Here is a 12,148-nt window from a genome sequence, read left to right on the forward strand (position 1 = left end):
CCTAAAATTTTTTTCTTAGTTCAAATTTTTGAATTTTTCCCGTAGAAGTTTTTGGTAATTCACAGAAAATAACTTGTTTTGGAACCTTAAAACTAGCCAAAGTTTCTTTGCAGAAGCTTATTAATTCTTTTTCAGTTGTAGGCTTGTCTTTTACCATTTCAATAAATGCACATGGTACCTCTCCCCATTTTTCATCAGGCTTAGCAACAACAGCAGCAATTGATACTGAAGGATGTTTAGAAAGCGTATTTTCGATCTCAATTGAAGATATATTTTCTCCTCCAGAAATAATTATATCTTTAGATCTGTCTTGTATTTTAACATAACCGTCTGGGTGCATTACCGCTAAATCTCCAGAATGAAACCAGCCACCAGCCATAGCTTTATCTGTTGCTGCTTTGTCCTTAAAATAACCTTTCATGACCACGTTACCTCTAAGCATAATCTCACCAATTGTTTTTCCATCTCTTGGAACTTCTTGCATAGTTTCAGGGTCCATAATAGTTGCACCTTCAAGATTAGGATACCTTACACCTTGTCTTGCTTTAATTTCATTTTGTTTGTCTTCATCAAATTCATTCCAATCATTATTCCAAGCGCATTGGGTAACATGACCATAAGTTTCTGTTAAACCATAAACATGCATTACTTCAAAACCAAGTTCTTTCATTTTTTTGAAAATTATACTTGGTGGTGGAGCTCCTGCGGTAAGCACATGAACTTTGTGTTTTAATTTTTTTCGATCACTTTCTGGAGCACCCGTAATCATATTTAATACGATTGGCGCACCTCCAAAATGAGTAACATTGTATTTATCAATTAACTCAAAAATCTTTTTAACATCTATATTTCTTAAACAAATAGTCCTTCCATTTAACATTGGAACTGTCCAAGGATAGCACCAGCCATTACAATGAAACATTGGAACAATTGTTAAAAAATTTAATCTGTTAGGCATATTCCATGCAACTGCACTTCCTGTTGCCATTAAATATGATCCTCTATGATGATAGACAACTCCTTTAGGATTTCCTGTTGTTCCAGAGGTGTAGCTTAATGATATAGCTTGCCACTCATCTTCTGGTCTTTTCCAAATAAAACCATCATCACCTGTTTCTAAGAAGCTTTCATATTCTAGTTCACCAATTTTTTCTAACTTTGACTGATCTGCAAACTTATCGTGTATGTCGATAATAGTTATTTTTTTATCCAATTTACTTAATGCTTTTTTTACTTCTATGTGAAGTTGTCTATCTACTACTAATACTTTTGCATCACTATGTTTTAAAATATAAGAGATAGTATTAGCATCCAGCCTAATATTTATTGTGTTTAACACAGCACCCATCATAGGAACTGAATAATGAGCCTCAAAAATTTCTGGTGTGTTAAAAGCTAAAAACGAAACAGTATCACCTTTACTAACACCAATTTTTTCGAGTGCACTAGCAAATTTAGTGGTTCTTTTATAAACTTCAGCCCAAGTATATTTTCGATCTTCATAAACAATTGCTTCATAATTTGGGTAAATATCTTTTGCTCTTTCCAAAAAAGATATCGGTGTTAATGGAACATAGTTTGCTGCATTTTTGTCTAAATTAGTATCGTAATGACTCATTTTAATTAAATTTAAAATTCATTATATTTGAGCTTCCAGATATGGCTGATTTATAATGTTGCTCTGCTCTTGGTAAAACTTTATCAAAGTAAAATTTTGCCGTATTTATTTTATCATCATAAAAGTTTTTGTTCTCATCGTAATTTTTAAAACTTATATCTAAAACCTTTATCCAAGCATAAGCAACAGACACAAACCCAAGTGTCTTTAAATAATCATTTGCTGCCGCACTCACATCGTCTTTATCTGATTTTGTTTTTTCATTTATCCATTCACTAAACTTAGTTAAGATGCTTAAATAGTGAGCAAAATCCTTAGTAAATCGCTTAATTTTTTCGTTATCTATATCTGTTTCAGATTTTATTAGATCTAAAAATTTATTAATTATACTTCCATTTTTATTGGATAATTTTCTAAAAACTAAGTCTGCAGCTTGCACAGAATTTGTTCCCTCATATATTGGTGTTATTCTGTTGTCTCTAAATAATTGTTCTATCCCTTGGTCTTTAGTATAACCATAACCTCCATGAATTTGCATTGCCTCATTTGTAATTTCCATGCCTAGATCTGTAAATAATGACTTTACCACTGGAGTCATTAGCGAAACAAAATCAGAGGCCTCTTGGCGAATTTTTTCATCTGGATGATTCAGGCTAACTTCAGTTTGTTGCGATAACCAAAAACATAAGGCTCTCTCACCCTCTATTATTGATTTCATATTTAATAATGATCTTCTTATATCAGCATGCTCAATTATAAAATCTGCACCATTAGTAGATTTAGTATTATTAGTTTTACCTTGTTTTCTTTCTTTTGCGTAAGCAAGAGAATTTTGATAAGCAATTTCAGAAATTCCTAATCCTTGAATACCAACAACTATTCTTTCAAGATTCATCATTGTAAACATTGCATTTAGACCTTTGTCTTTTTTACCAATCATAAAACCTGTAGCTTGATCAAAATTTAACACACATGTAGCAGAACCTTTAATACCCATCTTGCTTTCAATGGATCCTGTTGATATTCCATTTCGTTGGCCAACAGTCCCATCCTCATTTACTTTAAATTTAGGAACTAAAAATAAGCTAATACCCTTAGTCCCAGCAGGAGAATCTGTTGCTCTAGCAATTACTAAATGAATAATATTTTCTGTCAAATCTTGGTCTCCCGAAGTAATAAATATTTTCTGACCAGTAATTTTATAAGTTCCGTCACTTTGTTTTTCTGCTTTTGTTTTTAAAAGTCCTAAATCAGTTCCACATACAGGTTCTGTTAAGCACATTGTGCCACTCCATTTACCTTCCACTATCTTGGGTAAATACGTATTTTTTATTTCATCTGAAGCATGATGATTAATACAGTTGTATGCTCCAATACTTAATTCACTATATAATTTAAATGATAGGCTTGCAGAAGAGAGCATTTCATCAAAAAATGCACTTACAGTTTTTGGCATTCCTTGGCCACCATATTTTGGATCACAAGATAAAGAAGTCCAACCATCTTCAATATATTTTTGGTAAGCTTCTTTATATCCTGGGGGTGTTCTTACTACTCCATTTTCTAAAACTGCAGGATTTTCATCTCCTATTTTTGCAAGTGGTAAAATTAAATTTTGATTTATTTTTGCTGCCTCCTCTAATATATCCTTAACTAGTTCAGAGCTGACTTCTTTATATTTTTCTAATTCATTGTAATTTTTGTTGTCTCTCAATTTCTCAAAAAGAAACATCATATCTTCTACTGGAGCAGAATAGGTTGGCATAAAAATAGTTTAGAATAATTAATAGATTATTGCAATTTTGAAATTATCGCATCACCCATTTGAGAAGTTGAAACCTCTTTTGTGCCTTCTGATAGAATATCTTTAGTTCTTAAGCCATCATTTAGTACATCTTGAACCGCTTTCTCTAAAGCCTCCGCCTCTTTATCTAAATCCAAAGAATATTTTAAAGCCATTGCAAAACTTAAAATACTAGCGATTGGATTAGCAATTCCTTTGCCGGCTATATCAGGTGCCGATCCATGAATGGGTTCGTACATTGCTCTCATTTCTCCTTCTTTATTTTTAGCTCCTAATGATGCTGATGGCAGTAAACCTAACGAACCAGTTAACATTGAGGCTTGATCAGATAACATGTCTCCAAACAAATTATCCGTAACAATCACATCAAATTGTTTTGGATTTCTTAATAACTGCATAGCGCAGTTGTCTGCAAGCATATGACTTAGTTCTACATCCTTATATTCTTTGTCATGTAATTCTTGAACTTCTTCTTTCCACAATTGCCCAGCTTCCATCACGTTAGATTTTTCACACGAAGTAACTTTGTTGGATCTTTTTCTTGCTAAATCGAAGGCAACTTTAGCCACTCTAACTATCTCGCTGGTAGTATAAGTGTGAGTATTTATGCCTTTTCTTTCTCCATTTTCTATAGGTTTAATTCCTCTTGGTTCTCCAAAATAAATTCCACCTGTTAATTCTCTTACAATCATTATATCTAATCCGGATACAATTTCTGGCTTTAAAGTTGATGCATCAACTAATTGCTCAAAACAAATTGCTGGTCTCAAATTTGCAAATAATTTTAATTCTTTTCTTAATTTCAATAATGCTCTTTCAGGTTTTTTAGAAAAATCTAAATTATCCCACTTTGGACCACCAACAGCTCCTAACATTACAACTTCACTTTCTAAAGCTTTATAAAAAACTTCATCTGTAATTGGAGTTCCATGTTTATCGTAAGAACATCCTCCAGCTAAATCTTGATCAATCTCAAAGTCCAAAGATTTATTTGAATTTAACCATTGAATAATTTTTTTCACTTCCTGAATTACTTCAGGACCAATGCCATCCCCAGGTAAAAGTAAAATTTTTCTTTTTTTTACTTTAATCATTAAATATCCATGGCTTAGTATTTTTTAAATTTTCCTCAAATGTCATGATTTTATCTTTTTTTGCTAATGAAAGAGCAATATCATCTAATCCCTCTAATAGGCATTTTTTTTTAAAAGGATCAATATCAAACTTTATTTCATTATTTCCAAAAATTATTTTCTCTTCCATTAAATCAATTGCTATTTCCTCTTTTCTTTTTGAATATTCAGATAATTCTTTAATTTTATTTTCTTCCAAAGTAATTGGCAAAATTCCATTTTTAAAACAATTATTATAAAAAATATCTGCATAGCTTGAGCTTATCACACATGTTATTCCAAAATCTAATAATGCCCAGGGCGCATGTTCTCTTGATGACCCACAGCCAAAATTTTTACCTGCAATTAATATTTTTGATTGAATGTAAGGCTCTTGATTTAAAACAAAATCTTTTAAACTATTACCGTTATCATCGTACCTCATTTCGAAGAATAAATTTTTACCAAGTCCAGTTCTCTTAATTGTTTTTAAGAACTGTTTAGGAATAATCATATCTGTATCAATATTAACTATTGGTAAATAAGCTGGAATGCTTTTAAGTGTATTAAATTTTTTCATTTCTAATTTTGATATTTTCTAACATCATCAAGATTTCCAGAAATGGCTGCAGCAGCTGCCATTCCAGGGCTTACTAAATGCGTACGCCCACCTCTTCCTTGTCGACCTTCAAAGTTTCTATTTGATGTTGATGCGCATCTTTCCTCTGGTTTTAATTTATCAGCATTCATAGCTAAACACATAGAGCAACCTGGCTCTCTCCATTCAAATCCTGACTCTATAAAGATTTTATCAAGCCCTTCTTGTTCTGCTTGTTCTTTAACTAACCCAGATCCTGGAACAACCATTGCATGAACATGTGCTGCTTTTTTTTTATCCTTTAATATTTTTGCAGCCTCTCTTAAATCCTCTATTCTACCATTTGTACAACTTCCAATAAAAACTTTATCAATTTTTATATCTGTAGCTAATGTATCGGCCTTTAAACCCATATATTTCAAAGATCTTTCTATAGAATTTTTTTTATCCTCATCTTTTTCATTTTGTGGATTTGGAACTTTGCCATCAATGGTGATGACATCTTGCGGAGATGTTCCCCAAGTAATCATGGGAAGAATATCTTCTGCAACCAAGTTTATTTCTTTATCAAATTTAGCGCCATCATCTGTTTTTAAACTCATCCAATATTTCATAGCTTTATCCCAATCTGTATTTTTTGGGGACATTGGCTTACCTTTTAAATATTCAAAAATTTTTTCGTCTGGGGCTATTAATCCAGCTCTTGCTCCACCTTCAATTGTCATATTGCAAACTGTCATTCTTTGCTCAACACTTAAGGATGAAATTAGGCTGCCTGAATATTCTATAACAGATCCTGTTCCACCTGCTGTACCAATAACACCTATAATTTGTAAAATTACATCTTTTGAAGTCACACCAATTGGAAGCTTTCCATTTACATTTATTCTGAAATTTTTTGCTTTTTTCTGCACTAAGGTTTGAGTTGCCAAAACATGTTCAACTTCAGATGTGCCTATACCAAAAGCTAGGGCTCCAAATGCCCCATGGGTTGCTGTATGACTATCTCCACAAACAATTACTGTTCCTGGTTGTGTAAATCCTTGCTCTGGTCCAATAATATGAACTATACCTTGTCGTTTATCATTCATTCCTAAATATTGAATTCCAAACTCTTTACAATTGTTTTCCAAAGTATCTACTTGAATTTTTGACTCTGCATCAGCAATACCCTTAGATCTATCAGTAGTTGGAACATTATGATCTGCAACAGCTAGCGTAAGACTTGGTTGTCTTACTTTTCTATTTGCATTTCTTAATCCTTCAAATGCTTGGGGGCTTGTAACTTCATGGACTAAATGCCTATCAACGAAAAGTAGTGCTGTTCCATCTTCCTGCTGATCAACTAAATGATCATTCCAAATTTTATCGTAAAGAGTTAAAGGCATTGAAAAAAAATTATTTTTTTTCTTCAGTTTTTTCTATTTTTGTTTCAACTTGAGCTTCTGGTTGTTTTTCAGTCTCAGCTTCTACAGCTTCTACTGGTGCTAAAGTTTCTTCTGTTACTGTTTCAGGCTTAACATCAACTTCTATACCTATTTTTTTTCTAATTTTTTCTGCGATTCTAGCTGATTTACCTGTTCTATCTCTTAAGTAATATAATTTAGCTCTTCTAACTTTTCCATGTCTTATTACAGTAATTGAGTCAATAACGGATCCATATAAAGGAAACGTTCTTTCAACACCTTCACCAAATGAAATTTTTCTAACTGTAAATGAAGAATTAAGATCTCTATTTTTTCTAGCAATACAAACACCTTCAAAATACTGAATTCTATCTTTTTTTCCTTCAGTAATTCTCACACCAACTTTAATAACATCGCCAGGAAAAAATTCTGGTATCTTTTTTTCTGCTAATATCTTTTTAACGTTAAATTGGTTTATTTCTTCAATCGTTTTCATAATGCTATATTTTTAATTAGTTTTTCTTATACTTTTCCCATAAATCTGGTCTTCGGACGCGTGTTATAGCCTCTGATTGTGATAAACGCCAGTCTTTAATTTTGTTATGATCTCCTGATAATAGCACATCTGGAACGCTTTTTTCCTCCCAAATTTGAGGTTTTGTGTACTGGGGATACTCTAAAAGTCCATTCTCAAAGCTCTCATCACTTTTTGATTGTTCATTTCCCAAAACGCCAGGTAATAATCTTAGAATACTATCTAAAACAACAAATGAAGCTGTTTCTCCTCCTGACAAAATAAAATCACCAATGCTAAGTTCTTCAATATTTCTAGTCGACAATATTCTTTCATCAACACCCTCAAAGTGCCCACAAATTAAACTTACAGATTTTTCTCTTGATAATTCTAAAGCTAATTTTTGATCAAGTTTTTTTCCTTTAGGAGATAAATAAAAAATTCTTTCTCCTTCCTTTTTATTTTGATCAATAGATTTTGCTAATACATCAGCCTTTAGCAACATTCCAGAACCACCTCCAAATGGAGTGTCATCTACTGTTTTGTGTTTATCTTCTGCTGCATCTCTTATGTTTACAACTTTTAAATCCCAGATTTTATTTGCTAAAGCTTTCCCATAAAGCCCCTTGCTTAAAGGACCGGGAAAAATATCTGGGTAAAGTGTAAAAATTTGAGCTTGCCACATAGGTCAAACTATTTTGCCTCTTCTTTTGGAGCTTCTGCTTTAGGAGCTTCTGCTTTTGGAGCTTCTGCTTTTGGAGCTTCTTCTTTAAGAGCTTCTGCTTTAGGAGCTTCTGCTTTTGGAGCTTCTTCTTTAGGAGCTTCTGCTTTAGGAGCTTCTGCTTTTGGAGCTTCTTCTTTAGGAGCTTCTGCTTTAGGAGCTTCTGCTTTTGGAGCTTCTGCTTTAGGAGCTTCATCACCTTCTTTTTTTCTTTCTTTTTTTGGAACCGCTTTAAGAGGATTGCTCCCATTTACTGGCATTGTGATTAAATTATTTTCACCTAATATTCTCGCAACTCTAGTAGTTGGTTGTGCACCTTCACCTAACCAATATTTAATTCTTTCAGCTTCTAGTCCAACTCTTTCTTTTTTATCTTTTGGTAAAAGAGGATTAAAAAATCCTACCTTCTCAATAAATCTTCCATCTCTTGCACGTCGGCTATCAGCTACAACTACTTTGTAAACTGGTCTTTTTTTTGTTCCACCTCTTGATAGTCTTATTTTTAACATTTCTTCTCCTTTATTATTTAAGTTGATTTAGTAGCTCTGGAGGTATTCCTTTATCGGACATACCCTTCAGGTTTCCTTTTGACATCTTTTTCATCATTTCAGACATCATTTTAAATTGCTTAAGCAATTTATTGATAGTGGCCGCATCTGTTCCAGAGCCATTAGCAATTCTTTTTTTCCTAGAACCATCAATGATTTTAGGATTTCCTCTTTCTTTTTTCGTCATAGATAAAATTATTGCTTCATTTTGAGAAATAATTTTTTCATCAATTCCTGCAGTATCCATTTGTGCCTTCATCTTAGAAACACCTGGCATAAATGACATTATCCCCTCTATTCCACCCATTTTTTTCATTTGTCTTAGCTGAGTTAAATAGTCCTCCATCGAAAATTGACCTTTTTTTAAATTTTCTTCTGCTTTTTTTATGTTCTCTTCACCAAGATCTTCAGCTGCTTTCTCAACTAGAGAAACAATATCACCCATACCTAATATTCTATTTGCTATTCTATCTGGATGAAAAACTTCTAAATTTTCTGTTTTTTCACCTACCCCTAAAAATTTAATTGGAACTTGAGAGACATACTTCATACTAAGTGCAGCTCCACCTCTTGCATCACCATCAGCTCTAGTTAAAACAATACCGGTTAAATTCACGGTATTTTTAAACTCTTTAGCAACCTCTGCTGCTACTTGCCCTGTTAAGGAATCTGCGACCAAAAAAGTTTCTGTTGGATTAATTATACTCTCTATTTGTTTAATCTCACTCATCATCTGAAGATCAATTTGAGTCCTTCCTGCTGTATCAAATAATATAATTTCTGCCCCATTTAAATTAGCAGCACTTACTGCTCTTCTACAAATATCTGCTGGCAATTGTCCTTCAATAATTGGTAAAGTTAAAATATTGTTTTGTTCGCCTAAGGATTTAAGTTGTTCTTGTGCTGCTGGTCTGTAGACATCAAGGCTGACCATCATTAATTTCTTTTTTTTATTTTTTTCTAAGTATTTTGCTAATTTTGCAGTAGTTGTAGTTTTACCCGAACCTTGCAAGCCCACTAGCATCATCGAAACTGGTGGAACAGCATTTAAATTAATATCTGTGTTGCTTTCACCTAAAAAACTTACCAACTCATCGTGAACAATTTTAACAACCATATCACCCGGAGAGGTTGATCTAATTATTTCTTGTCCTAAAACTTTTGGCTTAACTCTTGTTATAAAATCTTTAGCTACATCAAGCGATACATCGGCTTCCAAGAGAGCTTGTCTAATGGCTCTTAAACCTTCATCAACTTGATTTTCATCAAGTGATGGTGCTTTTTTTAAAGAAGAAAAGATTTCTTCGAATTTATTCGTTAAGTTTTCAAACATTTTTTTTACACATAGCAGTACTGCACTAGTGGGCGAATCCTCGCTGACTAGTGTTGATCTCTTTGTTACCAAAGACACCACAAATTTAACGTTTTTGTGGGAACGGCAACAACCTATAATAGAGGTACAAAAAGTCAATAAATAAGTTAAATATCTATATATGGATATTAAAGCATTTAAAATGGATGGTTTAGGCAATGATTTCGTTATCATTGATTTAAGAAAAAAGGACTTAAATTTAAGCAAAGATCAAATAATCAAAGTATGTGATCGTAATTTCATTGGATGTGATCAGCTAATTTTGATTAAAAAAAATAAAACAAATGATGCTGACGCAGAACTAGTTTTTTATAATTCAGATGGCAGTATATCTGGAGCCTGCGGAAACGGTACTCGATGTGTTGCGGAGTTCCTATCAAGAGAAAATGGGCAAAAGGAAATAACAGTTTTGACAGAGTCGGGTTCGCTAAAATCTAATATCATTGAAAATAAATTGGTAGAAACTGAGATAGGAATAGCAAAAACAGATTGGCAAGAAATTCCTTTAATTAGAGAAATGAATACAAAAAATTTGAAAATTGAGATTATAGATGACAATAATATTAAATTTATTGGGGGTACAGCCGTTAATGTTGGCAATCCACATATAATATTTTTTGTAGAAGAAATAGAAAAATTTGATTTGAAAAACCTTGGTCCAAAAATTGAACATCATGAATTTTTTCCAGAAAAATGCAATGTTACTCTTGCAAAAGTTATAAATAAAAATCTAATAAAAGTTAAAGTTTGGGAAAGAGGTGCTGGACTTACTAAGGCATGTGGCACCGCAGCTTGTGCAACGGCTGTTGCAGCAAATATAAATCAACTAGCTGATAAAACTTTAGACATTGAGTTTGCTCTAGGAAAACTAACAATTTTTATTGACGAAAGAAATAGTGTTTTTATGAAGGGACCAGTCTCTGATATTCAAGATATAGATATTAAATTATAATGGGAATTTTTGATAAATTTAAAATTGGTTTTAAAAAAAGTGCATCTACTTTCACCTCTGGTTTAAGAGATATAATTATCAAAAAAGAAATTAATGACAAAACATTAGATCAAATAGAGGAATACTTAATTCAGTCAGATGTTGGTCTTGTTGCAGCCGAAGAAATTAAAAAGATTATTTCTGAAGAAAAAATTAATCCTAAAAAAGATATTATGAATGAGGTTAATTTAATTCTTAAAAATTATATAATCACATTAATGAAACCATTAGAAAACCAAAATTTTTTTGATAAGAAAGAAACACTCAATGCAGTATTAATATCAGGAGTTAATGGAGTTGGTAAAACTACAACCATAGGTAAAATAGGCAAAATTTTAAAATCTAATGGAAATAAAGTTATGTTTTCTGCGTGTGACACATTTAGAGCGGCGGCTATCGAGCAGTTAGAAAGCTGGGCGAATAAAATTGATATACAAATCACTAAATCATCACAAGGATCTGATCCAGCCTCTGTTGCATACAAGGCTATAGAAGAAGCATTAAAAGAAGGTTTTAATCATGTGTTAATTGATACAGCTGGACGATTACAAAATAAAAAAAACTTAATGGAAGAATATAAAAAAATTGCTAATGTAACTAAAAAAATAGATCCTAATGCACCACATGATGTAATTTTGGTTTTAGATGCTACGTCAGGACAAAATGTAATTAACCAAGTAGAAGAATTTAATAAAATTATCCCTGTTACTGGTCTAATAATGACAAAATTAGATGGAACAGCAAAGGGGGGTATTTTATTAGCTCTTGCTAAAAAATATCAGCTACCAATAATTGCTTTGGGACTTGGAGAAAAAGAAGATGATTTACAAATCTTTAATGCAGAAAAGTTTGCAGAAGCTTTTATCAATATTAATTAATCAAGTTGTTAGAAATTAAAGGTTTATAATAATTACATTTATAATTTTCTTGTAGATGTGAATGTCCACAATTTTTTGCAACTGATGAAATTATAAATTCTAGTTTTCCAGTAGAGGAATATTGATTTAATTTCTTATTCGCAATATCAAATTGAAAATTTGTTTTGATATTTTTAATTGCACTAATCATAATTAATGTATTGTTATCCCTTAGTAGGTAATACGCAAAATCCTCTGGAAAAACTGGAAAATCATACTCTTCTAAAAAAAATTTAGCTTGTGATGGAAACCATTCATAAGAGATTAAAGGGGATGAAGTTTTTGTTTTATAGTCATAAATATAAAGATCCTGGGGAAAATCAGTAACATAATTAAAATTTTCTCCTCTTGCTAAAATAGATTTTTCTCTAGTTTTAAAATAAAGACTAAAATTTTTATCATAAGAATTCATTTGACCTACATGAAAAAGATTATCTGTATTATAATTTGTCTCATCGGAGTATGTAAAATTACTGAAAGAAATTATAAATAATAAAGATATAATAAATCTTAGCACTCTTAATATTTAAAAATAAAATCTGTAAAT

The 12,148-nt window shown here is 31.9% G+C and carries 12 protein-coding genes; 2 read left to right on the plus strand and 10 right to left on the minus strand.

Going from position 1 to position 12,148, the window contains the following annotated elements:
* Position 1: 1 nt before the first annotated feature.
* Genes AC5SLO_RS05885 through ffh form a run of 9 tightly spaced genes read right to left on the minus strand, consistent with a single transcriptional unit; the run spans position 2 to position 9,654 of the window.
* Positions 2 to 1,618 (minus strand): acyl-CoA synthetase, encoded by a 1,617-nt coding sequence (locus tag AC5SLO_RS05885; protein ID WP_494573042.1) that lies wholly within the window; start codon positions 1,616 to 1,618, stop codon positions 2 to 4.
* Position 1,619: 1 nt separating this feature from the next.
* The gene (locus AC5SLO_RS05890) at positions 1,620 to 3,383 is read right to left on the minus strand and encodes an acyl-CoA dehydrogenase family protein (RefSeq protein WP_494573043.1); all 1,764 of its coding nucleotides are present in this window, start codon (positions 3,381 to 3,383) and stop codon (positions 1,620 to 1,622) included.
* Between the two features lie 26 nt (positions 3,384 to 3,409).
* Positions 3,410 to 4,516, minus strand: a complete 1,107-nt coding sequence (leuB, locus tag AC5SLO_RS05895) for a 3-isopropylmalate dehydrogenase (protein ID WP_490039839.1) — start codon at positions 4,514 to 4,516, stop codon at positions 3,410 to 3,412.
* Complete coding sequence (leuD, locus tag AC5SLO_RS05900; RefSeq protein WP_490039840.1) at positions 4,509 to 5,114, minus strand: 3-isopropylmalate dehydratase small subunit; 606 nt, start codon at positions 5,112 to 5,114, stop codon at positions 4,509 to 4,511. Before leuD ends, leuB begins: the two co-directional genes overlap by 8 nt.
* Before the next feature lie 2 nt (positions 5,115 to 5,116).
* Positions 5,117 to 6,520 (minus strand): 3-isopropylmalate dehydratase large subunit, encoded by a 1,404-nt coding sequence (gene leuC / locus AC5SLO_RS05905; RefSeq protein ID WP_494573044.1) that lies wholly within the window; start codon positions 6,518 to 6,520, stop codon positions 5,117 to 5,119.
* Between the two features lie 10 nt (positions 6,521 to 6,530).
* Positions 6,531 to 7,034 carry a 50S ribosomal protein L19 gene (rplS, locus tag AC5SLO_RS05910; RefSeq protein WP_494573045.1) on the minus strand — a complete coding sequence of 168 codons (504 nt, stop codon included), beginning with the start codon at positions 7,032 to 7,034 and terminating at the stop codon, positions 6,531 to 6,533.
* Positions 7,035 to 7,050: 16 nt separating this feature from the next.
* Positions 7,051 to 7,737, minus strand: a complete 687-nt coding sequence (trmD, locus tag AC5SLO_RS05915) for a tRNA (guanosine(37)-N1)-methyltransferase TrmD (protein WP_494573046.1) — start codon at positions 7,735 to 7,737, stop codon at positions 7,051 to 7,053.
* A gap of 8 nt (positions 7,738 to 7,745) precedes the next feature.
* Positions 7,746 to 8,282 (minus strand): 30S ribosomal protein S16, encoded by a 537-nt coding sequence (rpsP, locus tag AC5SLO_RS05920; RefSeq protein WP_494573047.1) that lies wholly within the window; start codon positions 8,280 to 8,282, stop codon positions 7,746 to 7,748.
* Positions 8,283 to 8,295: 13 nt separating this feature from the next.
* A complete protein-coding gene (gene ffh / locus AC5SLO_RS05925; RefSeq protein WP_494573048.1) occupies positions 8,296 to 9,654 on the minus strand; it encodes a signal recognition particle protein in 1,359 nt (452 codons plus the stop codon).
* 160 nt (positions 9,655 to 9,814) lie between these two features.
* On the opposite strand from ffh, the gene dapF reads away from it, so the two are divergent.
* Together dapF and ftsY are read left to right on the plus strand one after the other, a co-directional pair.
* Complete coding sequence (gene dapF / locus AC5SLO_RS05930) at positions 9,815 to 10,645, plus strand: diaminopimelate epimerase (protein ID WP_494573049.1); 831 nt, start codon at positions 9,815 to 9,817, stop codon at positions 10,643 to 10,645.
* Positions 10,645 to 11,562 carry a signal recognition particle-docking protein FtsY gene (ftsY, locus tag AC5SLO_RS05935; protein WP_494573050.1) on the plus strand — a complete coding sequence of 306 codons (918 nt, stop codon included), beginning with the start codon at positions 10,645 to 10,647 and terminating at the stop codon, positions 11,560 to 11,562. Before dapF ends, ftsY begins: the two co-directional genes overlap by 1 nt.
* Here the strand turns inward: ftsY and AC5SLO_RS05940 are convergent.
* Positions 11,555 to 12,118: a hypothetical protein gene (locus tag AC5SLO_RS05940; protein WP_494573051.1), complete on the minus strand. Its 564-nt coding sequence runs from the start codon at positions 12,116 to 12,118 to the stop codon at positions 11,555 to 11,557. The two genes, ftsY and AC5SLO_RS05940, sit on opposite strands and share 8 nt — an antisense overlap.
* Between the last annotated feature and the right edge of the window lie 30 nt (positions 12,119 to 12,148).

This window comes from Candidatus Pelagibacter sp. PS_44, assembly GCF_059417735.1.

What these genes read in the sequence shown, in the direction of transcription:
- AC5SLO_RS05885 (WP_494573042.1), bottom strand. Translation starts at nt 1,618, where the DNA reads ATGAGTCATTACGATACTAATTTAGACAAAAATGCAGCAAACTATGTT.
- AC5SLO_RS05890 (WP_494573043.1), bottom strand. Translation starts at nt 3,383, where the DNA reads ATGCCAACCTATTCTGCTCCAGTAGAAGATATGATGTTTCTTTTTGAG.
- leuB (WP_490039839.1), bottom strand. Translation starts at nt 4,516, where the DNA reads ATGATTAAAGTAAAAAAAAGAAAAATTTTACTTTTACCTGGGGATGGC.
- leuD (WP_490039840.1), bottom strand. Translation starts at nt 5,114, where the DNA reads ATGAAAAAATTTAATACACTTAAAAGCATTCCAGCTTATTTACCAATA.
- leuC (WP_494573044.1), bottom strand. Translation starts at nt 6,520, where the DNA reads ATGCCTTTAACTCTTTACGATAAAATTTGGAATGATCATTTAGTTGAT.
- rplS (WP_494573045.1), bottom strand. Translation starts at nt 7,034, where the DNA reads ATGAAAACGATTGAAGAAATAAACCAATTTAACGTTAAAAAGATATTA.
- trmD (WP_494573046.1), bottom strand. Translation starts at nt 7,737, where the DNA reads ATGTGGCAAGCTCAAATTTTTACACTTTACCCAGATATTTTTCCCGGT.
- rpsP (WP_494573047.1), bottom strand. Translation starts at nt 8,282, where the DNA reads ATGTTAAAAATAAGACTATCAAGAGGTGGAACAAAAAAAAGACCAGTT.
- ffh (WP_494573048.1), bottom strand. Translation starts at nt 9,654, where the DNA reads ATGTTTGAAAACTTAACGAATAAATTCGAAGAAATCTTTTCTTCTTTA.
- dapF (WP_494573049.1), top strand. Translation starts at nt 9,815, where the DNA reads ATGGATATTAAAGCATTTAAAATGGATGGTTTAGGCAATGATTTCGTT.
- ftsY (WP_494573050.1), top strand. Translation starts at nt 10,645, where the DNA reads ATGGGAATTTTTGATAAATTTAAAATTGGTTTTAAAAAAAGTGCATCT.